General features: G+C 72.3%; 21 protein-coding genes. 13 read left to right on the top strand and 8 right to left on the bottom strand.

What is annotated here, in order from left to right; translation table 11 throughout:
- Window positions 1–47: 47 nt before the first annotated feature.
- Together OOJ98_RS18465 and OOJ98_RS18460 are read right to left on the bottom strand one after the other, a co-directional pair.
- Entirely contained in the window at window positions 48–1,271 is a 1,224-nt protein-coding gene (locus OOJ98_RS18465; protein WP_267055993.1) for an adenylate/guanylate cyclase domain-containing protein, read from the bottom strand.
- Between the two features lie 116 nt (window positions 1,272–1,387).
- Window positions 1,388–2,248 carry a biotin--[acetyl-CoA-carboxylase] ligase gene (locus tag OOJ98_RS18460; RefSeq protein WP_267055992.1) on the bottom strand — a complete coding sequence of 287 codons (861 nt, stop codon included), beginning with the start codon at window positions 2,246–2,248 and terminating at the stop codon, window positions 1,388–1,390.
- Between the two features lie 131 nt (window positions 2,249–2,379).
- Here OOJ98_RS18460 and OOJ98_RS18455 point away from each other — a divergent pair, with 131 nt between their 5' ends.
- The 4 genes from OOJ98_RS18455 (at window position 2,380) to OOJ98_RS18440 (ending at window position 5,381) form a co-directional block, all read left to right on the top strand.
- Window positions 2,380–3,981, top strand: coding sequence for an acyl-CoA carboxylase subunit beta (locus tag OOJ98_RS18455; protein ID WP_267055991.1), 1,602 nt, complete (start codon window positions 2,380–2,382; stop codon window positions 3,979–3,981).
- A 25-nt stretch (window positions 3,982–4,006) separates the two neighbouring features.
- Window positions 4,007–4,213 (top strand): acyl-CoA carboxylase epsilon subunit, encoded by a 207-nt coding sequence (locus OOJ98_RS18450; protein WP_267055990.1) that lies wholly within the window; start codon window positions 4,007–4,009, stop codon window positions 4,211–4,213.
- 404 nt (window positions 4,214–4,617) lie between these two features.
- Window positions 4,618–4,746 carry a morphogenic membrane protein MmpB gene (gene mmpB, locus OOJ98_RS18445; RefSeq protein WP_267055989.1) on the top strand — a complete coding sequence of 43 codons (129 nt, stop codon included), beginning with the start codon at window positions 4,618–4,620 and terminating at the stop codon, window positions 4,744–4,746.
- A 23-nt stretch (window positions 4,747–4,769) separates the two neighbouring features.
- Complete coding sequence (locus OOJ98_RS18440) at window positions 4,770–5,381, top strand: nucleoside triphosphate pyrophosphatase (RefSeq protein ID WP_267055988.1); 612 nt, start codon at window positions 4,770–4,772, stop codon at window positions 5,379–5,381.
- 20 nt (window positions 5,382–5,401) lie between these two features.
- On the opposite strand, the gene OOJ98_RS18435 is transcribed toward OOJ98_RS18440, so the two are convergent.
- Window positions 5,402–5,848 (bottom strand): hypothetical protein, encoded by a 447-nt coding sequence (locus tag OOJ98_RS18435; RefSeq protein ID WP_267057018.1) that lies wholly within the window; start codon window positions 5,846–5,848, stop codon window positions 5,402–5,404.
- A gap of 391 nt (window positions 5,849–6,239) precedes the next feature.
- Between OOJ98_RS18435 and OOJ98_RS18430 the strand changes: the two genes are divergently transcribed.
- A complete protein-coding gene (locus OOJ98_RS18430) occupies window positions 6,240–7,994 on the top strand; it encodes a biotin carboxylase N-terminal domain-containing protein (RefSeq protein ID WP_267055987.1) in 1,755 nt (584 codons plus the stop codon).
- A 446-nt stretch (window positions 7,995–8,440) separates the two neighbouring features.
- Complete coding sequence (locus OOJ98_RS18425) at window positions 8,441–9,010, top strand: TetR/AcrR family transcriptional regulator (RefSeq protein ID WP_267055986.1); 570 nt, start codon at window positions 8,441–8,443, stop codon at window positions 9,008–9,010.
- On the opposite strand, the gene OOJ98_RS18420 is transcribed toward OOJ98_RS18425, so the two are convergent.
- Both OOJ98_RS18420 and OOJ98_RS18415 read right to left on the bottom strand, forming a co-directional pair.
- On the bottom strand, window positions 9,007–9,966 hold the full coding sequence (locus tag OOJ98_RS18420) for a DeoR/GlpR family DNA-binding transcription regulator (RefSeq protein ID WP_267055985.1): 960 nt from the start codon (window positions 9,964–9,966) through the stop codon (window positions 9,007–9,009). The two genes, OOJ98_RS18425 and OOJ98_RS18420, sit on opposite strands and share 4 nt — an antisense overlap.
- A 153-nt stretch (window positions 9,967–10,119) precedes the next feature.
- Window positions 10,120–11,559 (bottom strand): NAD(P)H-quinone dehydrogenase, encoded by a 1,440-nt coding sequence (locus OOJ98_RS18415; RefSeq protein ID WP_267055984.1) that lies wholly within the window; start codon window positions 11,557–11,559, stop codon window positions 10,120–10,122.
- Window positions 11,560–11,783: 224 nt separating this feature from the next.
- Between OOJ98_RS18415 and OOJ98_RS18410 the strand changes: the two genes are divergently transcribed.
- The 4 genes from OOJ98_RS18410 (at window position 11,784) to OOJ98_RS18395 (ending at window position 16,401) form a co-directional block, all read left to right on the top strand.
- Window positions 11,784–12,221, top strand: coding sequence for a gamma-glutamylcyclotransferase (locus OOJ98_RS18410; RefSeq protein ID WP_053728283.1), 438 nt, complete (start codon window positions 11,784–11,786; stop codon window positions 12,219–12,221).
- A gap of 220 nt (window positions 12,222–12,441) precedes the next feature.
- Window positions 12,442–13,266 carry a purine-nucleoside phosphorylase gene (locus OOJ98_RS18405; RefSeq protein WP_267055983.1) on the top strand — a complete coding sequence of 275 codons (825 nt, stop codon included), beginning with the start codon at window positions 12,442–12,444 and terminating at the stop codon, window positions 13,264–13,266.
- Window positions 13,267–13,336: 70 nt separating this feature from the next.
- A complete protein-coding gene (locus OOJ98_RS18400; protein WP_267055982.1) occupies window positions 13,337–14,998 on the top strand; it encodes a phospho-sugar mutase in 1,662 nt (553 codons plus the stop codon).
- A 296-nt stretch (window positions 14,999–15,294) separates the two neighbouring features.
- Window positions 15,295–16,401 carry a glycosyltransferase family 39 protein gene (locus OOJ98_RS18395; protein ID WP_267057017.1) on the top strand — a complete coding sequence of 369 codons (1,107 nt, stop codon included), beginning with the start codon at window positions 15,295–15,297 and terminating at the stop codon, window positions 16,399–16,401.
- Window positions 16,402–16,426: 25 nt separating this feature from the next.
- Here OOJ98_RS18395 and OOJ98_RS18390 read toward each other — a convergent pair whose 3' ends face one another.
- From OOJ98_RS18390 to OOJ98_RS18380, 3 genes are read right to left on the bottom strand one after another with little or no spacing between them, the layout of a single operon-like run.
- The gene (locus tag OOJ98_RS18390) at window positions 16,427–17,062 is read right to left on the bottom strand and encodes a PH domain-containing protein (protein WP_267055981.1); all 636 of its coding nucleotides are present in this window, start codon (window positions 17,060–17,062) and stop codon (window positions 16,427–16,429) included.
- A 38-nt stretch (window positions 17,063–17,100) separates the two neighbouring features.
- Entirely contained in the window at window positions 17,101–17,718 is a 618-nt protein-coding gene (locus OOJ98_RS18385) for a class F sortase (RefSeq protein ID WP_267055980.1), read from the bottom strand.
- Between the two features lie 60 nt (window positions 17,719–17,778).
- Entirely contained in the window at window positions 17,779–18,867 is a 1,089-nt protein-coding gene (locus OOJ98_RS18380; RefSeq protein WP_267055979.1) for a hypothetical protein, read from the bottom strand.
- 243 nt (window positions 18,868–19,110) lie between these two features.
- On the opposite strand from OOJ98_RS18380, the gene deoC reads away from it, so the two are divergent.
- The 3 genes from deoC to OOJ98_RS18365 are packed head-to-tail and all read left to right on the top strand — an operon-like array spanning window position 19,111 to window position 22,436.
- Window positions 19,111–20,067: a deoxyribose-phosphate aldolase gene (gene deoC, locus OOJ98_RS18375; RefSeq protein ID WP_267057016.1), complete on the top strand. Its 957-nt coding sequence runs from the start codon at window positions 19,111–19,113 to the stop codon at window positions 20,065–20,067.
- A 10-nt stretch (window positions 20,068–20,077) separates the two neighbouring features.
- On the top strand, window positions 20,078–21,550 hold the full coding sequence (locus tag OOJ98_RS18370) for an aldehyde dehydrogenase family protein (RefSeq protein ID WP_267057015.1): 1,473 nt from the start codon (window positions 20,078–20,080) through the stop codon (window positions 21,548–21,550).
- Window positions 21,543–22,436, top strand: a complete 894-nt coding sequence (locus tag OOJ98_RS18365; RefSeq protein WP_267055978.1) for an aldehyde dehydrogenase family protein — start codon at window positions 21,543–21,545, stop codon at window positions 22,434–22,436. The genes OOJ98_RS18370 and OOJ98_RS18365 overlap by 8 nt, the downstream gene beginning before the upstream one ends.
- The last annotated feature ends 57 nt before the right edge of the window (window positions 22,437–22,493 follow it).

The raw sequence follows: 22,493 nt of genomic DNA, 5'->3' as shown, positions 1-22,493 counted from the left end.
ACGAACGTTACGTCGGGGCGATCCTAGGCCGTGCCCGGCCCGGCCCTCTAGGACGGGCCCTGGGCCTCGCGGCGGTGCAGCAGCCAGGGCTCGACCACGCCGAGGCCGCGCACGGGCCGCTGCCACATGGGCTGGAGCGCGAAGCGGTACTTCGCGGCCGGTACGGGCTCCTCGCCCTCCTTCTCGGCGGCCAGCGCGTCCTGGGCGGCCTGCGCCTCGGAGACGGGTGCGTCCCCGGCGCGGGCCAGCTCCTCGGCGAACGCCCCGTCGACCAGGACGGCGTCCTTGGGGGCTATCGAGGTGAGCCGGCTCGCGAGGTTCACGGTGGTGCCGAACACGTCGCCCATGCGGGTCGTGACGGTGCCGAAGGCGATGCCCACGCGCAGGGCCGGCATCGTCTCGTCGCCGGCCATCGTCTCGATGAGCCGCAGCGAGATCTCGGCGGCCGTACCCGCGTCGTCGGCGGCGAACAGCACCTCGTCGCCCAGCGTCTTGATGAGCCGCCCGCCGTGCGCCGCGACCAGGTCGGCGGCGGTGGTCTCGAAGGCCTCGACCAGCTCGCCGAGCTCCTCCTCCTCCAGGCGCCGGGTGAGCCGGGTGAACCCGACGAGGTCGGCGAAGCCCACCGCGAGGCGGCGGTCCACCATCTCCTCGTCGTCGGCCGCCTGCACCACACGCCCGGTCGCGGCGGCCAGCTGGCGCCGCCACACGTACACGAGGAACTCCTCCAGCTCGGGCAGGAGCAGCTCGACCAGCGGATACGTGACCTCGGTGCGGGTCATGCCGGGCTCGGGGGGCTCGGTCAGGCCCTCCAGAAAAGAATCGATCTGCCATTCGGCCAGCCGGGCGGTGGTCTGCCCCGTGGAGCGCGCGACCTGCACCGCCATCGGCTCGCTGAGCAGCCCCGCCTCGACGAGACCGGCGAGCCGGCGCAGGGCCAGCACGTCGGCCTCGGTGAGCGCCTTGGCCTGCCCGATGTCGGCGAACCCCATCGCCCGCCAGAACCGGGACGCCAGCTCCATCGACACCCCGGCGGTCCGGGCCGCCTGGAACGGCGTGTAGCGCCGGTCCGCGCCGAGGATGAGCTGCTCCAGACGGATGGCGAGCGGGTCGTCGGTGGGCTCGGCGGTGTGGTCGACGGCGTGGTGCGGGGTCGGGTACGCGGACGACGCGGGTTCGGCGGGGGTACGGGAGCTGCCCGAGGTGGCCCCGGAGCCGCTGCCGGTGTCGCCACCGTCCTCCGCACCGGACCGTGTCTCGTCGACGGTCACCGGCCGCCTCCTGCCCGTTGCCTGCGCACTGCCCTGCCGATCTGTCGCTGGATCGGGCTCCACGATACGGCAGGTGTGCCGTAGCTCACGTCGCGGGAGCGTGTCCCGGCCAGGGCTTACGGTGCGTCCGGGCGCAGGTGGACGATGTCGCCCGCCGCCACCGGGCGCTGCACGCCCTCCCCGGTGGCCAGGACGAGCCGCCCGTCGCCGTCGACGGCCACCGCCTCGCCCCGCACCGACTGCCCGCCGGGCAGCTCCGCCCGCACGGTGCGGCCCAGGGTCGCGCAGCCCGCCGCGTACGTCTCCTGGAGCCCGGACGCCGCGGGGTCGCCCGCCGCCGCGCGCCAGCCCCCGTACCCCTGCTCAAGAGAGCGCAGCACGGCCCGCAGCAGGGTGTCGCGATCGGTGGAGACGGCGCCGGCGAGCGCGAGGGAGCCCGCGCCCGGCACCGGGAGTTCGTCCGCGCGCAGCGTCACGTTGAGGCCGATGCCGACGACGACACCGTCCGCGCCGGCCCGCTCGGCGAGGATGCCGCCGGCCTTGCGCTCGTCCCCGTCCACGGTGACCAGCAGGTCGTTGGGCCATTTCAGGGCTGTGTCGACGCCCGCCGCGCGCGCGAGCCCGGTCGCGACCGCGACGCCGGTGAGCAGCGGCAGCCATCCCCAGCGCTCCACCGGGACCGCCTCGCCCGGCTTGAGCAGGACGGAGAAGAAGAGCCCCGAGCGGGCCGGAGCGGACCAGCGCCGGTCGAGCCTTCCGCGCCCCGCGGTCTGCTCCTCGGCGACCAGGACCGCCCCCTCGTCGAGCGCGTCGGCCTTCGCCGCGAGGTCGGAGTTGGTGGAGCCGGTCGCCGTGACCACGTCCAGGGAGGTCCACAGCGCGTCCGGCCGCAGCAGGGCGCGGCGCAGCGCGGTGGCGTTCAGGGGCGGCCGGTCGAGGTCGGACCAGCGGCTGTCGGAAGCGTCCGGGGGTGTCATGCAGCCAGGTTAGGCGGCAAATGCAAGGGCCTCCGGGTGTGGCCAATGCCGCACTGCCGAACCGTATCGGCACCACTACCCTACGAGTCAGTAGCCACCATCCCCGTGACCAGGCAGGGAGCCGCATCCCGATGTCCGAGCCGGAAAACGCCCAGAGCGACGCCACCGTCGACGTCCACACCACCGCCGGAAAGCTCGCGGATCTTCAGCGCCGCATCGACGAGGCGACCCACGCCGGCTCCGCGCGTGCGATCGAGAAGCAGCACGCCAAGGGGAAGCTGACGGCCCGTGAGCGGGTCGAACTCCTCCTGGACGAGGGCTCGTTCGTGGAGCTCGACGAGTTCGCCCGGCACCGCTCGACCAACTTCGGGATCGAGAAGAACCGCCCCTACGGCGACGGTGTCGTGACCGGGTACGGAACGGTCGACGGCCGCCCGGTCTGCGTGTACTCGCAGGACTTCACCATTTTCGGCGGCTCGCTCGGCGAGGTGTACGGCGAGAAGATCGTGAAGGTCATGGACTTCGCGATGAAGACCGGCTGTCCGGTCATCGGCATCAACGACGGTGGCGGCGCGCGCATCCAGGAGGGCGTCGTCGCGCTCGGCCTGTTCGCCGAGATCTTCCGCCGCAACGTCCACGCCTCGGGCGTCGTGCCGCAGATCTCGCTGATCGTCGGCCCGTGCGCGGGCGGCGCGGTGTACTCCCCCGCGATCACCGACTTCACCGTGATGGTCGACCAGACCTCGCACATGTTCATCACCGGGCCCGACGTCATCAAGACGGTCACCGGCGAGGACGTCGGCTTCGAGGAGCTCGGCGGCGCCCGCACCCACAACACCACGTCGGGCGTGGCGCACCACATGGCGGGCGACGAGAAGGACGCCATCGAGTACGTCAAGTCCCTTCTCTCCTACCTCCCTTCGAACAACCTGAGCGAGGCGCCGGCCTTCCCCGAGGTGGCCGATCTGGAGACCTCGGACGAGGACCGCGAGCTCGACACGCTCATCCCGGACTCCGCGAACCAGCCGTACGACATGCACACGGCGATCGAGCACGTCCTGGACGACGGCGAATTCCTGGAGACCCAGGCCCTGTTCGCGCCGAACATCATCACCGGCTTCGGCCGCGTGGAGGGCTTCCCGGTCGGCATCGTCGCCAACCAGCCGATGCAGTTCGCGGGTTGCCTCGACATCGACGCGTCCGAGAAGGCCGCGCGGTTCGTGCGGACCTGCGACGCGTTCAACGTGCCGGTGCTGACCTTCGTGGACGTGCCGGGCTTCCTGCCCGGTGTCGACCAGGAGTACGGCGGCATCATCCGGCGCGGCGCCAAGCTGATCTACGCGTACGCGGAGGCGACGGTGCCGCTGATCACCGTCATCACGCGCAAGGCGTTCGGCGGCGCGTACGACGTCATGGGCTCCAAGCACCTGGGCGCGGACCTCAACCTGGCGTGGCCGACGGCGCAGATCGCGGTGATGGGCGCGCAGGGCGCGGTCAACATCCTGCACCGCCGCACGATCGCCGCGGCCGAGGACCAGGAGTCGACGCGGGCCGAGCTGATCGCGGATTACGAGGACACGCTCCTGAACCCGTACATCGCGGCCGAGCGGGGGTACGTGGACGCGGTGATCATGCCGTCGGAGACGCGGGCGCACATCGTGAAGGGGTTGCGTCAGCTGCGGACGAAGCGGGAAGCGCTGCCGCCCAAGAAGCACGGCAACATCCCTCTCTAACCATGACGTGCCGTCAGGAGGCGCTGTGATCAAGGTAGTTCGGGGCAATCCGACCCCGGAGGAGTTGGCTGCCGCGCTCGCGGTGGTGCAGGCGCGGGCCGCGGCGACGGCGTCCGCGGTGCCGGGTCCTCCCCAGCCCCCCGAGGGCTGGTCCGACCCGGCCCGCATCGCCCGCCGCACCCTGCCCCACCCGGGCACCCGCACCTGGGCCCGCACGTACTGGCCGTCGTAGCCTCCCCTGGGCAGGGAGCCCAGCGCCCTTTCAGCCCGTCCGGCGTTTGAGGACGAGCGCCCTTCAGGCGCGAACGGGGTCTGGGGCAGAGCCCCAGGTCCTGAACCCCAGCCCCTTTCCCCCGGAGGTTTCGGGAAGGGGCGGGGTGGGGCCATCCCGGGGCCTGGGGCGGAGCCCCAGCAACCCCGGTCTACGTCTGCGGACCGTGCCCGCGTCTCGCGCAGTTCCCCGCGCCCCTAAAGAGGTAGGGCACCCGGCGTCGCAGCCCACCGCCCGCGCCCACCGCGGCGGAGCCGCGCAAGGGCACAGCCCCGCGCCCGGCGCGGCGGGGCTGAGTTGCGGCTCAGGGGAGTGAGTACCCGTACTCAGGCGCGGCAACAGGCACCCGCCGCACTATCGGTTGCATGCTGTGGTCAGACCCCGAGAACGAGCCGCCCAAGGAACTGCGCGACGCGCAGGCGATGATGCGCCGGGCGGGGCTCTTCCTCGCCCTCGCCATGGTCGTGGCGATGGTCGTCGTCGGTCTCCACTGAGCGGGCCGCGCGGGGCGCCTACGATGGCGCCCATGACTGCTCAGCGCCGCCTCGTCCTCGCCTCCCAATCCCCCGCCCGGCTCGGGCTGCTCCGGCAGGCCGGCTTCGCGCCCGAGGTGATCGTCAGCGGCGTCGACGAGGACGCCCTGACCGCGCCGAGCCCCGCCGAACTCGCCCTCGTCCTCGCCGAGGCGAAGGCCGACGCCGTGGCCGGCCGCCCCGAGGCCGCGGGCGCCCTCGTCATCGGCTGCGACTCCGTGCTCGAACTCGACGGCCGCGCGCTCGGCAAGCCCGCCGACGCCGAGGACGCGACGGCCCGCTGGAAGTCGATGCGCGGCCGCTCCGGCGTCCTCCAGACCGGCCACTGCGTGATCGACACGGCGACGGGCGAGCGCGCCGCGCGCACCGCGTCGACGGTCGTACGGTTCGGCGAGCCCACCGACGCGGAGATCGCGGCGTACGTGGCGAGCGGTGAACCCCTGTACGTGGCGGGCGCGTTCACGCTCGACGGCCGCTCGGCGCCGTTCGTCGACTCCATCGAGGGCGATCACGGCAACGTCATCGGCCTCTCGCTGCCGCTCCTGCGCAGGCTGCTCGCCCAGCTGGGGCTCTCGGTCACCGACCTCTGGGCGTAAGGGCGCCGGGGCGCGGACGCTCAGGCGGTGGCCGGGGCTCCTCCGGGCGCGTCCTCCGGCTCCGGTCCCGGCGCGGGCCGCTCCTTCGCGTACGCAAGGAGTACGAAGACGAGCAGCGCCAGCACGACCATCAGGCACGCGAACGCGGACCAGCCGACCAGGCCGACCAGGAACGCGCCGAGCACGGCGTGCACCACCGCGCAGGCGATGAGCGTGATGCGCGCGACCCGGCCGGGCGCGCGGTCGCGTATCCCGATGATCAGCAGCAGGATCCCGCACACCGTGAGGAAGAGCCCGAAGAGTCCGCCCGCGACCCAGGCGCCGCTGGAGATCGCCTTCGGATCGACGCCCGCGAGGGACATGTGCTGGTTCGCCGCGACCCTCCCCAGCACCCAGTTGACGAGCACGATGGCGCAGGCCTCGGCGAAGAGAACGAGCGCGGCCACGATGGCGATCAGTCGTCGCAGCACGGCACGACCCCCTGTTACCCCTAGTACGGCTGTGGCGCGCAGGCTACTAACCAGTAATGGTTCGTACAAGGGTCCGGGCGAGAACGGTCGCGCCCGCGCGGCCGGGCGTCCCGCCGCGCGGCGTTCCGGTCGCAAAGAATCATTCGGCCCTTCGTAGGGACCCGACAAAGAAACGCAGGGACCTGCTGGTGCCCGAGACAGAGACCTTGACCACACCCCACCGCTACTGTGCGGTACGGGAGCCCGGCGTACCGTGGTGCGACAAGGGATTTCGCGACTTGAGCGTGCCTCGAATCACACTCCGTGTGGGCAAGCTCACCATTGGGGACGGGTCGTAAGCCAGTGTGCGGCTTCCCTAAACTCAGCTTGTTTCAAGGAGGGAGCCATCGTGCGCAAGGTGCTCATCGCCAACCGAGGCGAAATCGCTGTCCGCGTTGCTCGGGCCTGCCGGGATGCCGGAATCGCGAGCGTAGCCGTCTACGCCGATCCGGACCGGGATGCGTTGCATGTCCGGGCAGCGGACGAGGCATTCGCCCTGGGCGGTGACACCCCGGCGGCCAGCTATCTGGACATCGCCAAGGTGCTCGCGGCCGCGGCCGACTCGGGAGCGGACGCCGTCCACCCGGGTTACGGATTCCTTTCCGAGAACGCCGAGTTCGCCCAGGCGGTGCTCGACGCGGGTCTGACGTGGATCGGCCCGCCGCCGCAGGCCATCCGTGACCTGGGTGACAAGGTGGCGGCCCGTCACATCGCCCAGCGCGCGGGCGCCCCGCTCGTCGCGGGCACGCCGGACCCGGTGTCGGGTTCGGACGAGGTCGTGGCGTTCGCCCGCGAACACGGCCTGCCCATCGCGATCAAGGCCGCCTTCGGCGGTGGCGGCCGCGGCCTGAAGGTCGCCCGCACCCTCGAAGAGGTGCCCGAGCTCTACGACTCGGCCGTACGCGAGGCCGTGGCGGCGTTCGGCCGGGGCGAGTGCTTCGTCGAGCGCTACCTCGACAAGCCGCGCCACGTCGAGACGCAGTGCCTGGCCGACACCCACGGCAACGTGGTCGTCGTCTCCACTCGTGACTGCTCGCTCCAGCGCCGCCACCAGAAGCTGGTGGAGGAGGCCCCGGCGCCCTTCCTGACCCAGGCGCAGAACGCGGAGCTGTACGCCGCGTCGAAGGCGATCCTGAAGGAGGCCGGCTACGTCGGCGCGGGCACCGTCGAGTTTCTCGTCGGCACCGACGGCACGATCTCCTTCCTTGAGGTCAACACCCGCCTCCAGGTCGAGCACCCGGTCACCGAAGAGGTCACCGGCATCGACCTGGTCCGCGAGATGTTCCGCATCGCCGACGGCGAGGAGCTGGGTTACGACGACCCGGCCATGCGCGGTCACTCCTTCGAGTTCCGTATCAACGGCGAGGACCCGGGCCGCGGCTTCCTGCCCGCGCCCGGCACCGTCACCCTGTTCGCACCGCCGTCCGGTCCCGGCGTGCGCCTCGACGCGGGCGTCGAGTCCGGCTCGGTCATCGGCCCCGCCTGGGACTCGCTCCTCGCCAAGCTCATCGTGACCGGCGCGACGCGTGAGCAGGCGCTCCAGCGAGCGGCCCGTGCACTGGCGGAGTTCACCGTGGAGGGCATGGCGACCGCGATCCCCTTCCACCGCGCTGTCGTCGCCGACCCCGCGTTCACCTCCGACCCGTTCACCATCCACACCCGGTGGATCGAGACGGAGTTCGTCAACGAGATCCCGGCGTTCACGGCCACGGCCGACGCGGACACGGACGAGGAGCCGGGGCGCGAGACGGTGGTCGTCGAGGTCGGCGGCAAGCGTCTTGAGGTCTCGCTGCCCTCGTCGCTCGGCATGACGCTGGCGCGCACCGCCGCGGCCGGCGGCGCCAAGCCCAAGCGCCGCGCCGCCAAGAAGGCCGGCTCCGCCGCCTCCGGCGACACCCTCGCATCGCCCATGCAGGGCACGATCGTGAAGGTGGCGGTCGAGGAGGGCCAGGAGGTCAAGGAGGGCGACCTCATCGTCGTACTCGAAGCCATGAAGATGGAGCAGCCGCTGAACGCGCACCGGGCGGGGACGGTGAAGAGCCTCTCCGCGGAGGTGGGGGCGTCGGTGTCGTCCGGCGCGATGATCTGCGAGATCAAGGACTGACGCGTCCACGCGGAGAGCCCCGGCCGAGCACACGGGCCGGGGCTCCCCCACACCCCCTGGGGCTCCGCCCCAGCCCCCGTTCGCGCCTGAAGGCCGCTCGTCCTCAAACGCCGGACGGGCTGGGGCGACCTGTACTGGGCATGCCGCCCGGCCTGGAGTAGCCAGGGGCGCGGGGAACTGCGCGAGACGCGAGCACGGTCCGCAGACGAAAGCGGGGTTGCTGGGGCTCCGCCCCAGACCCCGTACGCGCCTTAAGGGCGCTCGTCCTCAAACGCCGGACAGGCTGAGGGGGCCCGCATGGGCCGGGTCGGGCAGCCGTACACGCTGAGGTGGTCTCGGCATGGCACCCTGCCATGGGCAACGCACCCAGGGGCGCGGGGAACTGCGCGAGACGCGGGCACGGTCCGCGGACGGAGGTGGGGTCGCCGGGGTGGCATCCTGGGGGTATGGATGGGACATCGGGGCGGCCGTTGCGGGCGGACGCGCGCCGCAACCACACCCGCCTCCTCACCACGGCCAGAACCGCCTTCGCGGAACACGGCACGGACACCTCCCTGGAGGACGTGGCCCGCGGGGCCGGTGTGGGCATCGGCACCCTGTACCGGCACTTCCCCACCCGGCACGCCCTGCTGAGCGCCGTCTTCCAGAGCGAGGTCGACATACTGCTCGCGCGGTCACGGGAGTTGCTCGACGCCGAGCAGCCCTGCACCGCCCTCATCGAGTGGCTGCGCGCCATCATCACGCACGCCGGGGTGTACCGCGGCCTGGCCCGCGCCCTCATGTCCGCGTCGGGCGACGCGAGTTCCGCCCTCGCGCGGTGCAGCGAGCCGATGCGGGAGGCGGGCGACGCCCTGCTCGTACGGGCCCGTGAAGCCGGTTCCGTACGCGCCGACGTCACCATCGCCGACCTCATGCAGCTGACCAACGCCATCGCGCTCGCGGCCGAACAGACCCCGGACGACCCGGAGTTGGCCGACCGGCTGCTCGCCCTCACCTACCGGGGGCTCAAGGGCTAACGCCGGCGCAGGTCCGCCACCCTCGCGCGCTCCGCCGAACCCTGCGGCTCGCCCATCGCCGCCGCGCTGCGCAACTGCGGTCCCGTACCGGGTGCGTGGGTGCGGCGCTGGCCGGGGAGGGGCATGTCGCGGCGGGGCGGCCGGCCGGGCGCGGCCTCGCCGGAGGGCGCTCCCGACGAGCCCGCCACGGCGATCTGCACCCCCTGGTCGGCCAGCGCCTGCAACTCGGTCGCGGCCCGGTCGTCGTGGCCCGGGGGCTCGTCGGTGACCAGGCGTGTGATCACGTCCGTCGGCACCGTCTGGAACATGGTGTCGGCGCCCAGCTTGGTGTGGTCGGCGAGGACCACGACCTCGGCCGCCGCCTGGACCAGCGCCCGGTCCACGCTCGCGGAGAGCATGTTGGAGGTGGACAGACCGCGCTCGGCGGTGAGGCCGCTTCCGGACAGGAAGGCGCGCGAGACCCGGAGGCCCTGGAGGGACTGCTCGGCTCCGCTGCCCACGAGGGCGTAGTTGGAGCCGCGCAGGGTGCCTCCGGTCATGACGACCTCGACCCGGTTGGCGTGGGCCAACGCCTGGGCCACCAACAGGGAGTTGGTGACGACGGTCAGGCCGGGGATCCGCGCGAGCCGGCGGGCCAGCTCCTGCGTGGTGGTCCCCGCTCCGACGACGATGGCCTCGCCCTCTTCGACGAGACCGGCGGCGAGGTCGGCGATGGCCGTCTTCTCCGCGGTGGCTAGATGGGATTTCTGCGGGAAGCCGGACTCGCGGGTGAACCCGCCCGGCAGTACCGCACCGCCGTGCCGGCGGTCGAGGAGTCCTTCGGCCTCCAGCGCCCGCACGTCCCGCCGTACGGTCACTTCGGAGGTCTGGACGACACGGGCGAGCTCACGGAGCGATACCGCCCCGTTGGCGCGCACCATTTCGAGGATCAATTGGCGACGTTCTGCAGCGAACACGAAACTGACAGTAACCTGGGCGGCCGAATCTTCTCAGCAGTTTCCGCCGAATAACGGAAGGTGCACCCAAAGGGGGTCGCCGAGTGGTATACGGGCCCCGAGTGTTCCCCGGGCCCGTTCCTCCCTCGCCAACCCCCAGCCCCACCAGGGGAGTTACGCCTCGCCCGCCTTCTTACGGGTGTGCAGCTGGCGGGCCACCTCGGCGATCGATCCCGACAGCGAGGGGTACACGGTGAACGCGTTCGCGATCTGCTCCACCGTCAGGTTGTTGTCGACCGCGATCGAGATGGGGTGGATCAGCTCGCTGGCGCGCGGCGCGACGACACAGCCGCCGACGATGATGCCGGTGCCGGGGCGGCAGAAGATCTTCACGAAGCCGTCCCTGATGCCCTGCATCTTGGCGCGCGGGTTGCGCAGCAGCGGCAGCTTCACGACCCGGGCGTCGATCTTGCCCGCGTCGACGTCGGCCTGGGTGTAGCCGACGGTCGCGATCTCGGGGTCGGTGAAGACGTTGGAGGAGACCGTCTTCAGGTTCAGCGGGGCCACCGCGTCGCCCAGGAAGTGGTACATCGCGATGCGGCCCTGCATGGCGGCGACCGAGGCGAGCGCGAAGATGCCGGTCACGTCGCCGGCCGCGTACACGCCGGGGGCGGAGGTGCGCGAGACCTTGTCGGTCCAGATGTGGCCCGACTCCTTCAGGCGGACGCCCGACTCCTCCAGGGCCATGTTCGCGGTGTTGGGGATCGCGCCGACCGCCATGAGGCAGTGGCTGCCGCTGATGACACGGCCGTCGGAGAGGGTGACCTCGACACGGTCGCCCACGCGCTTGGCGGACTCGGCGCGCGAGCGGGCCATGACGTTCATGCCGCGGCGGCGGAACACGTCCTCCAGGACGGCGGCCGCGTCCGGGTCCTCGCCGGGCAGCACGCGGTCGCGCGAGGAGACGAGGGTGACCTTGGAGCCGAGCGCCTGGTAGGCGCCGGCGAACTCGGCGCCGGTGACGCCGGAGCCGACCACGATGAGCTCCTCGGGCAGCTCGTCCAGGTCGTACACCTGCGTCCAGTTGAGGATCCGCTCGCCGTCGGGCTGCGCGTCGGGCAGCTCGCGCGGGCTGCCGCCGGTGGCGATGAGGACGGCCTCGCAGGTGAGGATCTCCTCGGTGCCGTCGGCGGCGGTCACGATCACGTCGCGGGTGCCGTCGATGCCCTGGGGTCCGGCGAGCCGGCCGCGGCCCCGCATGACGCGGGCGCCCGCACGCGTCACGGAGGCGGTGATGTCGTGGGACTGGGCGAGCGCGAGGCGCTTGACGCGCCGGTTCACCTTGCCGAGGTCCACGCCGACGACCCGGGCCGACTGCTCCTCCGGCGGGGTGTCGTCGGCGACGAGGATGCCCAACTCCTCGTACGAAGAGTCGAAGGTCGTCATCACCTCGGCCGTCGCGATCAGGGTCTTCGACGGCACGCAGTCGGTGAGCACCGACGCCCCGCCCAGACCGTCGCAGTCCACGACGGTCACCTCCGCGCCGAGCTGGGCGCCCACCAGGGCCGCCTCGTATCCGCCCGGTCCGCCACCGATGATCACGATCCGCGTCACGAAAAAGTCCGCCTCGTAGTGTCGATCCCGGCCTGCCTGCCCGCCCGGCCGGGGGTCCGGGGCGGGGCCCCGGGGGAACGCAGTACGTACCTCATTGTCCCGCACGCTTCAAGCGTCTTCGCCCCGGGGGCGCCATTCGGCCGTGGTGGCGGATCACGGCGCGGCCCCGCCGCGGGCGGGCGGCGCGAAGAGCCCCCGCGGGCCACTGTCGTACCCTCGACACCATGTCGCTCTACGCCGCGTACGCCGGCAACCTGGATCCGCGGCTGATGACCCGCCGCGCCCCGCACTCTCCGCTGCGCGGCACCGGCTGGCTCAACGGCTGGCGCCTGACGTTCGGCGGGGAGCAGATGGGCTGGGAGGGCGCCCTCGCGACGATCGTCGAGGCACCGCGCTCGCAGGTCTTCGTCGCCCTGTACGACATCGCGCCGCTCGACGAGGAGTCGATGGACCGGTGGGAGGGTGTCGGGCTCGACATCTACCGCCGGATGCGGGTGCGCGTGCACACCCTGGACGGGGAGGACGCGGCCTGGCTGTACGTCCTGAACGGGTACGAGGGCGGCCTGCCCTCCGCCCGCTACCTCGGCGAGCTGGCCGACGCGGCCGAGTCCGCGGGCGCGCCCCACGACTACGTGATGGAGCTGCGCAAGCGGCCCTGCTGAGGCCCGCCGCAGGTCACGGGCGCCCGGTCACCTCGTGTGGCCGGGCTTTCGTGTGAAGCCACAAACGGATCGGACAGTTCCGTTATCCTGCACATCTACGCGCGTAGGACTTCAGCGGTTACGCTCGTGCGCGTACTTCTTCTTTACCGGGGGAAAACCCCCCGGACCCGGCCGGACAGACCCGGGCGGGACGACGTTCCTTCGCGAGGCGAGAGACCCAGTGAACGCATCTGCCATCCCGGACCTGCTCCAGGACGACCCCCACGCCGCCGCCGACGCCGCCGCCACGCGCCTGCGCGAACTCACCGGCGCCGAGACCCACGACGTCGCCCTGGTGATGGGCTCCGGCTGGGCCCCCGCCGTCGACGCGCTCGGCACCCCCGAGGCCGAGTTCCCCGTGACCGAGCTGCCCGGCTTCCCGGCGCCGGCCGTCGAGGGCCACGGCGGCAAGATCCGCTCCTACAAGATCGGCGCCAAGCGCGTCCTGGTCTTCCTCGGCCGTACGCACTTCTACGAGGGCCGCGGCGTCGCCTCCGTCTCGCACGGCGTGCGCACCGCCGTCGCCGCCGGCTGCAAGACCGTCGTCCTGACCAACGGCTGCGGCGGTCTGCGCGACGGCATGCGCCCCGGCCAGCCCGTCCTGATCAGCGACCACATCAACCTGACGGCCACCTCGCCGATCATCGGCGCCAACTTCGTGGACCTCACCGACCTGTACTCGCCGCGCCTGCGTGCGCTGTGCAAGGAGGTCGACGAGACGCTGGAAGAGGGCGTCTACGTCCAGTTCCCCGGCCCGCACTACGAGACCCCGGCCGAGATCAACATGGTCCGCGTGCTCGGCGGCGACCTCGTCGGCATGTCCACCGTGCTCGAAGCCATCGCCGCCCGCGAGGCCGGCGCGGAGGTCCTCGGCATCTCCCTGGTCACCAACCTCGCCGCCGGCCTGACCGGCGAGCCGCTCAACCACGAAGAGGTCCTCCAGGCCGGCCGCGACTCGGCGGCACGCATGGGCGAGCTCCTCACCCGGGTGCTCGACCGCATCTGAGCCGCACCGGCGCCCTCCCCCGAACCGAAGCACCTACAGCACCGAAAGCCCTCCCCGAAAGGCTGACAACGTGACGCAGGATCTGATCGCGCGGGCCAAGGCCTGGCTGGCCGAGGACCCCGACAGCGAGACGCGCGACGAGCTGGCCAAGCTCATCGAGAGTTCGGCCGACGCCGGGCACGCCGCGGAACTGGCCGCGCGGTTCAGTGGCACGCTCCAGTTCGGCACCGCCGGGCTCCGCGGTGAGCTGGGCGCCGGGCCGATGCGGATGAACCGCTCCGTCGTGATCCGTGCCGCCGCCGGCCTCGCCGCGTACCTGAAGGCCAAGGGGCAGGGCGACGGACTGGTGGTCATCGGGTACGACGCCCGCTACAAGTCGGCGGACTTCGCGCGGGACACCGCGGCCGTCATGGTCGGCGCCGGGCTGAAGGCGACGGTCCTGCCGCGACCGCTGCCCACGCCCGTACTGGCCTACGCCATAAGGCACTTGGGCGCCGTCGCCGGTGTCGAGGTGACGGCGAGCCACAACCCGCCGCGCGACAACGGCTACAAGGTGTACCTCGGCGACGGCTCCCAGATCGTGCCGCCGGCCGACGCGGAGATCGCCGCCGAGATCGACGCGGTCGCCTCGCTGCACGACGTGCCGCGCCCCGAGAGCGGCTGGGAGGTGCTCGGGGACGAGGTCCTGGACGCCTATCTGGAGCGTACCGACGCGGTGTTGACCCCCGGGTCCCCCCGCACCGCGAACGTCGTCTACACGGCGATGCACGGCGTCGGCAAGGACGTGCTGCTCGCCGCGTTCGCACGGGCCGGGTTCCCCGAGCCGGTGCTCGTGGCCGAACAGGCCGAACCGGACCCGGCGTTCCCGACCGTGGCGTTCCCCAACCCGGAGGAGCCGGGCGCGATGGACCTGGCGTTCGCCACGGCCCGCCGCGAGGAGAGCCGGGCCGGCGGGGTGGACCTCGTGATCGCCAACGACCCGGACGCCGACCGCTGCGCCGCCGCGGTCAAGGACCGCGACGGCCAGTGGCGGATGCTGCGCGGCGACGAGGTCGGCGCGCTGCTCGCCGCCCACCTGGTCGCCAAGGGCGTGACCGGCGTGTTCGCCGAGTCGATCGTGTCGTCCTCGCTGCTCGGCCGCATCGCCGAAGCCGCGGGCCTCGGCTACGAGGAGACGCTCACCGGGTTCAAGTGGATCGCCCGCGTCGAGGACCTGCGCTACGGCTACGAGGAGGCGCTCGGCTACTGCGTGGACCCCGAGGGAGTGCGCGACAAGGACGGCATCACGGCCGCCCTGGTCTTCGCCGAGCTGGCCTCCGCCCTGAAGGAGCAGGGCCGCACGGTCCTGGACCTCCTCGACGAGCTGGCCCTTGCGCACGGCCTGCACGCCACCGACCAGCTGTCGGTCCGCGTGGACGACCTCACCGTGATCTCCGACGCGATGGCGCGCCTGCGCGAGCAGCCGCCCGCCTCGCTGGCCGGCCTCGCGGTGACGAAGGCCGAGGACCTCACCGAGGGCACCGAGCACCTGCCGCCCACCGACGGCCTGCGCTACTACCTGGAGGGCGCCCGGGTGATCGTGCGCCCGAGCGGCACCGAGCCGAAGCTCAAGTGCTACCTGGAGGTCGTCGTGCCGGTCGCCTCCGCCGAGGGGCTCGACGCGGCCCGCGCCAAGGGCGCCGAGCTGCTCGCCGGCATCAAGAAGGACCTGGCGGCCGCCGCCGGCATCTGACGGACACGGGCGCGCGAACCGGGGCGGTGGTCAATCGACCACCGCCCCGGTCCTGCTTTCGGGTGATTTCGTACGGCAGTTGACGCAAGGGTGCCCCCGGGAGCCGGGACGCGCGAGAAAGGGTGACCCGTACCTCTCGCCGTGCCCGAGCCAAGGAGCTGCCCCACGTGCCCCCGACCGGCCCGCCCCCAGCGACGGCCACGGACCGTCGCGGCCCCGTCCCCGCCGCCCGCCGCCGGGCGGTCCCGCGCGGCGCGGCCGCCCGGCCCCCGGCCCGTGAGCGCGCCCGCACCGCCCTGCGGTACGCGGGGCCCGCACTGCTCGGCTATCTCGCGGTACGCCTCTTCGGGGTGGCCGTCCTCGCGCAGTGGGCGCACGTCCGCCACCACGGCCTGTGGCCGGTGCTCGCGAAGTCCTGGGACTCCAACTGGTACCTGGGCATCGCGAACCACGGCTATGTGCTGCCCGCCGACCCCAAGGAGCCCAGCGACCTCGCGTTCTTCCCGCTGTACCCGGTCCTGGTGAAGGCGGTCGCCGCGGTCACGCCGGGCTCCCGGGCCAGTGTCGGGCTGCTGCTCGCCGTCGCGTTCTCGCTCGTCGCCGCCTGCGGGGTCTTCGCGGTCGGCGACCGGCTGCACGGCCGCCGCACGGGCACCCTGCTCACGGTGGCGTGGGCCGCGCTGCCGGTCGGGGTGGTGCAGTGGATGGGGTACACCGAGTCCCTTTTCACCGCGCTGACCGCCTGGTCGCTGTATGCCGTCCTGACCCGGCGCTGGGTCCTCGCGGGCTCCCTCGCGGCGCTCGCGGGCCTCACCCGCCCGACCGGCGTCGCGCTCGCCGCCGCGGTCTCGCTGGCCGCGCTCGTCGCCCTCGTGCGCGACCGGCACGTGGCGGGGCGCCCGGCGCGCGCCGTGGTCCTCGGCGGGCTGCTCGCACCGGCCGGCTGGTGCGCCTACGTGGCGTGGGTGGGGGTGCGGATGGGGCGCTGGGACGGCTACTTCGCGGTGCAGAAGGTGTGGGAGAACCAGTGGGACGGCGGCATCGGCACCCTGCGCGACATGCGCGAGCTGCTCGTGTACGCGAACCGTCCGCCGCTGTTCCTGGTCCTGGTGACCGTGGTCCTGATCCTGTCCGCCGCGCTGTACGTGCTCTCGCTCGCGGACCGACAGCCGCTGGTGCTGCTGGCCTTCACGGGCGTCCTGCTCGTGGTGGTGCTCGGCAGCGGCGGCGTCTACTTCCCGCGGGCCCGCTTCCTCGTCCCCGGCTTCCCGCTGCTGCTCCCGCTCGCGCTCGCCCTGGCGCGGGCCCGGCGTACGACGACCGTCCTGGTGCTCGGCGCGGCCACCCTGTCGTCGGCGTGGCTCGGCGCGTACATGCTGCTGGTGTGGCCGGGCCCGCCGTGAGGGGGCCCGGCCACCTGCGAGCGGGTCAGCCGATGGCGAGCAGGACCACGAACAGGACCGCCCCGACGACCGCGGGGACGATGACCTCGTACGCCCAGCGGATGCCCACCGCACCCTGCGCGCTCTCGCGTGACGCGCCCTGTTCGGCGAGGTCGCGTAGGTCGCGGATGTTCTGGTCGGTCGACGCCATCCGCGCGGTGGAGTCGGTGACGTCGGCGGTCGCCGACACGCCGCGGCCCGCGTCGAGCGAGGCGTCCCGTGCCTGGCGGCGGGCGGCGCGCTTGCGCTGGCGCAGCGAGACGGGGAGCGCCCACAGCTGGTACTTGCCGCCCGACTGGTCGAAGACCTCGCTGGAGTAGCCGGCTCGTACGTCCGCGACCGACGCCCACGGCAGGGTGATGGTGCGGAACGGGTTGCGGACCAGGAGCCGGTCGGCACTGGCGAAGACCACGGGGCGCAGGCTGAACGCGACGATCAGCGGCACCACGCAGAGCAGCACGGCGAGCGACAGCCAGGGGGCGTTGCCGTGGCCCTGGACTACGGCGTCGATGCCGAGCCAGAGGCCGAGCGCGAGCAGCAGCGAGCCGCCCGCGATGCCGGCGGTCGAGCGGTAGGTCCGGTCGGCGTAGGCCGGCTCGGTGGGCGGCTTGGGGCTCGTCATGGCCCGATTCTGCCTCACGCCCCCGGAGCCGGTCTTCCTCAGGCCACCAGATCCGCGTAGACGATGATGTTGTCGGGCCGGTGGCCGCCGGTCAGCGCTCCGCCGCAGGTGATGATCCGCAGCTCGGGGCGGTCGGTGTCGCCGTACACCTTCGCGGTCGGGAAGGTCTTCTTGTCGACCTGTTCCAGGGCCCGGACCGTGAAGCGTGCCGTTCTTCCGTCGGCGCGGTCGACGGTGACGAGATCACCGACCTTGACCTTGGAGACATCGCGCAGGACGGCCGGGCCCTCGACGGTGTCGAAGTGGCCGATGAGCACGGCGGGTCCGGTCTGGCCCGGGGTGACCCCCTTGTCGTACCAGCCGATCCGGTCGGCGTCGGCGACGGAGGGCACCTCGACGGAGCCGTCGGCGGCGAGCCCGAGGTCGAGGACGGGAGCGGCGTCGACCCCGGCCGACGGGATCCGTACGCGCACCGGCCTGGAGGCGGGCAGCGGGGCCGCGGCCCGGGGGGAGGCGGGTGCGCTGGAGGCGGCGGAGATGCTCGGCGGCGGGGTGGCGGGCTGCGCGGCGTCGGATCCGCAGCCGGTGGCCGAGGCGCCGGCGGCGAGCAGGAACAGGGCGGCGGCGGCCGAACGGGCGGCGCGGGTACGGGACATGGGGCGCTCCGGGGACGGAAGAGCGGCGGGCCTCCCCGGGGGGAGGCCCGCCGTGGACGATCAGATGCGGGCGGCCGAGCGGCGCCGCACCGCGACGAACCCGACCGCGCCGGCGGCGGCGACCGCGGCCGCGCCCCCGATCAGCACGCCCTTGTCGTTGCCGTCCTGCTGGAACTCGGCGCCGGCCGCGACGGCGCCCTTGGGCACGACGGTGGTCTGGCCGGCGTTCTGGGCGGGGGTGTTGGCGGCGGGGAGGCTCGCCGCGGTCTTGGCGGGCGTGGTGTTCACGCAGCCGGCCGGGAGCTTGGGGAAGGCGGTGTAGCCGTACGGGGTCCCGCCCTGGGTGCGCTGTCCGAGCCTCGGCGTGCTGGTGTTCGCGCCGTCGATGATCACGCCGAGGGCCTTGTCGTTCGGGTGGGCGCGGTCGACGGTGGAGACGGTCTTGAACCGGGTGTCCCGCAGGACCGCCTTCGGACCCTGGGGGCTGTTGGTGAGCTTCACGGAGTCACCGGCTCCGTAGACGCTGCTGACGACCAGCGTCACGGTGCAGCCCGAGCGGGTCGCGGTGTACTCCGAAAGCACCGCGCCCGTCGAGGCGTTGAGCGTCAGGTGCATGCCGCCGTAGAAGCCGTCGACGTCCTGGCCCTCGGTGCGGAGCACCGTCCTGCCGCTGCTCGCGAGGTCGGCGCGGTAGCGGCCCTGGGCGGTCCTGGTCACCTCGACCTTCTCGCCGTCGACCAGCTTGTAGGTGCCGGAGACGAGGCAGGAGGCGGGCAGCGCCGGGAAGGGCTGCGCCTTCCAGGACTTGTCGCCGGTCTCGGTGCGCTGGAAGAAGGTCACCTTGCCGTCGGTGCCCTCTTCGAGCCGGATGCCGTGGCCGTAGTCCATCGGGTGGGCGCGGTCGACGGTGGCGAGGACGGCGCCCTTGGTGTCCAGGAGCTCCGCCTTGGGGCCCTTGGCCAGGTCGTTGCTGAGGACGACGGTGGTGTCCGGCAGCTGCGACACGACGGTCTTGGTCACGTGGCAGGGGGCGGCGGCCGGGGTGGCCGCGAAGGCGGCGGCCGGGGTGAGGAGGGCTCCGGCGAGCGCGGCGACGGCGATCGTGGCGCGGAGCGGGGTGCGGAGGGAGGTGCGGGCGTAGGTCGACATGAACGACTCCGTGGAACAGGGCGGCCGAAGGGCCGGAGACAGTGGTGGTGGAGGTCGCATGCCGCCTCCTCTGCCGGGTGGGGCCGTTGAGGCTGGGCGGGGCTGCAAGGAGAAATCTATGGATCACCTGTACGAGAAGGGTCCATTCCATGTCACAGCGGTGTGACAGACCTCACCCGGGGTCGGCTGCCCCGGGAGGGCTGTACAGGCAGCTACGCGCGTAGATATGCTCATCTGGTGACCATGCCCACCAATGCACCTTCTGCTGCCCTCGCCGACGCGACCGCGTCCGACGGCGCGCTGCGTCGCTTCCTCCACGGGCTCCCCGGCATCGACCCGGTGGGCCTGGAAGCGCGTGCCGCGTCCCTCGGCACCCGCTCGATCAAGACGTCGGCCAAGGCGTACGCCATCGACCTGGCCATTTCGATGATCGACCTGACGACGCTGGAAGGCGCGGACACCCCGGGCAAGGTCCGGGCGCTCGCCGCCAAGGCCGTCAACCCCGATCCGACCGACCGCTCCGCTCCGCACACCGCCGCCGTCTGCGTGTACCCGGACATGGTGGCGACCGCCAAGGAGGTGCTGAAGGGCTCGGACGTCAAGGTCGCGTCCGTCGCCACCGCCTTCCCGGCGGGCCGCGCCGCCCTGCCCGTCAAGCTCGCCGACGTACGGGACGCGATCGCGGCCGGCGCCGACGAGATCGACATGGTGATCGACCGGGGCGCGTTCCTCGCCGGTCACTACCTCAAGGTCTACGAGGAGATCGCGGCCGTCCGCGCCGAGTGCGGCGACCGGGCCCGCCTCAAGGTCATCTTCGAGACCGGCGAGCTGTCGACGTACGACAACATCCGCCGCGCCAGCTGGCTCGGCATGATGGCCGGCGCCGACTTCATCAAGACGTCGACGGGCAAGGTCGCGGTCAACGCCACCCCCGCCAACACCCTGGTCCTGCTCGAAGCCGTACGGGACTTCCGCTCCCAGACCGGGACCCAGGTCGGCGTGAAGCCGGCCGGCGGCATCCGCAACACCAAGGAAGCCATCAAGTTCCTGGTCCTGGTCAACGAGACCGTGGGCGCGGACTGGCTGGACAACCACTGGTTCCGCTTCGGCGCCTCCTCGCTGCTCAACGACCTCCTGATGCAGCGTCAGAAGCTGGCGACCGGCCGCTACTCCGGCCCTGACTACGTGACGGTGGACTGAGACCATGGACATGAAGACACCGACATCTGTTTTTGACTACGCGCCGGCTCCCGAGTCCCGCTCGGTCGTCGACATCGCGCCGTCCTACGGCCTGTTCATCGACGGCGAGTTCACCGAGGCCGCCGACGGCAAGGTCTTCAAGACCGTCTCGCCGTCCACCGAGGAGGTCCTGTCCGAGGTCGCCCGCGCCGGCGCCGAGGACGTGGACCGCGCCGTGAAGGCCGCGCGCAGGGCGTTCGTGAAGTGGTCGGCGCTGCCCGGCTCGGAGCGCGCCAAGTACCTGTTCCGCATCGCCCGGATCATCCAGGAGCGCAGCCGCGAGCTGGCCGTCCTGGAGACCCTGGACAACGGCAAGCCGATCAAGGAGACCCGCGACGCGGACCTCCCCCTGGTCGCCGCGCACTTCTTCTACTACGCGGGCTGGGCCGACAAGCTCGACCACGCCGGGTTCGGCCGGAGGACGACAGACGGGCACAGCGGTGCGAACCCCCGTCCGCTGGGCGTCGCGGGCCAGGTCATCCCGTGGAACTTCCCGCTCCTGATGCTGGCCTGGAAGATCGCCCCGGCGCTCGCCACCGGCAACACGGTCGTCCTGAAGCCCGCCGAGACCACCCCGCTCTCCGCGCTGTTCTTCGCGGACATCTGCCGCCAGGCGGGCCTGCCCAAGGGCGTCGTCAACATCCTCACCGGGTACGGCGACGCGGGCGCGGCCCTGGTCGAGCACCCCGACGTCGACAAGGTCGCCTTCACCGGCTCGACCAACGTCGGCAAGGCCATCGCCCGCTCGGTGGCCGGCACCTCCAAGAAGGTCACCCTGGAGCTGGGCGGCAAGGGCGCCAACATCGTCTTCGACGACGCCCCCATCGACCAGGCCGTCGAGGGCATCGTCACCGGCATCTTCTTCAACCAGGGCCAGGTCTGCTGCGCGGGCTCGCGCCTCCTGGTCCAGGAGTCGATCCAGGACGAGCTGCTCGACTCGCTCAAGCGGCGCCTGTCCACGCTGCGCCTCGGCGACCCGCTGGACAAGAACACCGACATCGGCGCCATCAACTCCGCCGAGCAGCTGGCCCGTATCACCGCGCTCACCGAGACCGGCGAGGCGGAGGGCGCCGAGCGCTGGTCCGCCCCGTGCGAACTGCCGTCGGCGGGCTACTGGTTCGCGCCGACGCTGTTCACCAACGTCACCCAGGCGCACACCATCGCCCGCGACGAGATCTTCGGCCCGGTCCTGTCGGTGCTGAGCTTCCGCACCCCGGACGAGGCCGTCGCCAAGGCCAACAACAGCCAGTACGGCCTGTCGGCCGGCATCTGGACGGAGAAGGGCTCGCGCATCCTCTCGGTGGCGAGCAAGCTCCGGGCCGGAGTGGTGTGGGCCAACACGTTCAACAAGTTCGACCCGACCTCGCCGTTCGGCGGCTACAAGGAGTCGGGCTTCGGCCGCGAGGGCGGCCGGCACGGCCTGGAGGGCTACCTCGATGTCTGAGACTCCGACGCGGCTGCGCGTCTTCAAGACCTACAAGCTGTACGTCGGCGGGAAGTTCCCGCGTTCCGAGAGCGGCCGGGTGTACGAAGTGGTCGACAGCAAGGGCACGTGGCTGGCCAACGCTCCGCAGTCCTCCCGCAAGGACGCGCGGGACGCGGTCGTCGCGGCCCGCAAGGCGTTCGGCGGCTGGTCCGGCGCGACCGCGTACAACCGGGGCCAGATCCTCTACCGCGTCGCCGAGATGCTGGAGGGCCGCAGGGCCCAGTTCACGCACGAGGTCGCCGAGGCCGAGGGGCTCTCCAAGTCCAAGGCGGGCGCCGTCGTGGACGCGGCGATCGACCGCTGGGTCTGGTACGCGGGCTGGACCGACAAGATCGCCCAGGTCGTGGGCGGGGCCAACCCGGTCGCCGGCCCGTTCTTCAACCTCTCCACGCCCGAGCCGACCGGCGTCGTGACGGTCCTGGCCCCCCAGGACTCGTCCTTCCTCGGCCTGGTCTCGGTGATCGCGCCGGTCATCGCGACCGGCAACACCGCGGTCGTCATCGCCTCCGAGAAGGCGCCCCTGCCGGCGCTCTCGCTGGGCGAGGTGCTCGCCACCTCCGACCTGCCGGGCGGCGTCGTCAACATCCTGTCGGGCAGGACCGCCGAGATCGCGGCGCCGCTCGCCGCGCACCAGGACGTCAATGCGATCGACCTGACGGGCGCGGGCGCCGACCTCGCGCGCGATCTGGAGATCGCGGCGGCGGACAACCTCAAGCGCGTGCTGCGCGCCAAGGCCGTGGACTTCACCGCGGACCCGGGCACCGACCGCCTCACCGCGTTCCTGGAGACCAAGACGGTGTGGCACCCGACGGGCTCGCTCGGCGCTTCCGGCTCGGCGTACTGAGCCGACGTACGGGGCCCGGGTGGGCCACCCGGGCCGTTCCGACCACGCGAAGGGGCC

The organism is Streptomyces sp. NBC_00083 (genome assembly GCF_026343295.1).
Lineage (GTDB): Bacteria > Actinomycetota > Actinomycetes > Streptomycetales > Streptomycetaceae > Streptomyces.
The sequence above is the reverse complement of the archived record's forward strand: the minus strand, read 5'-3'. Positions and strand labels throughout refer to the sequence as shown.

Bases quoted from the DNA above. Each gene is read 5' to 3' on its own strand.
- mmpB (WP_267055989.1), top strand. From the start codon at position 4,618: ATGCTGTGGTCAGACCCCGAGAACGAGCCGCCCAAGGAACTGCGCGAC.
- OOJ98_RS18385 (WP_267055980.1), bottom strand. From the start codon at position 17,718: ATGTCCCGTACCCGCGCCGCCCGTTCGGCCGCCGCCGCCCTGTTCCTG.
- OOJ98_RS18390 (WP_267055981.1), bottom strand. From the start codon at position 17,062: ATGACGAGCCCCAAGCCGCCCACCGAGCCGGCCTACGCCGACCGGACC.
- OOJ98_RS18455 (WP_267055991.1), top strand. From the start codon at position 2,380: ATGTCCGAGCCGGAAAACGCCCAGAGCGACGCCACCGTCGACGTCCAC.
- OOJ98_RS18410 (WP_053728283.1), top strand. From the start codon at position 11,784: ATGTCGCTCTACGCCGCGTACGCCGGCAACCTGGATCCGCGGCTGATG.
- OOJ98_RS18365 (WP_267055978.1), top strand. From the start codon at position 21,543: ATGTCTGAGACTCCGACGCGGCTGCGCGTCTTCAAGACCTACAAGCTG.
- OOJ98_RS18425 (WP_267055986.1), top strand. From the start codon at position 8,441: ATGGATGGGACATCGGGGCGGCCGTTGCGGGCGGACGCGCGCCGCAAC.
- OOJ98_RS18460 (WP_267055992.1), bottom strand. From the start codon at position 2,248: ATGACACCCCCGGACGCTTCCGACAGCCGCTGGTCCGACCTCGACCGG.
- OOJ98_RS18380 (WP_267055979.1), bottom strand. From the start codon at position 18,867: ATGTCGACCTACGCCCGCACCTCCCTCCGCACCCCGCTCCGCGCCACG.
- deoC (WP_267057016.1), top strand. From the start codon at position 19,111: ATGCCCACCAATGCACCTTCTGCTGCCCTCGCCGACGCGACCGCGTCC.
- OOJ98_RS18440 (WP_267055988.1), top strand. From the start codon at position 4,770: ATGGCGCCCATGACTGCTCAGCGCCGCCTCGTCCTCGCCTCCCAATCC.
- OOJ98_RS18370 (WP_267057015.1), top strand. From the start codon at position 20,078: ATGAAGACACCGACATCTGTTTTTGACTACGCGCCGGCTCCCGAGTCC.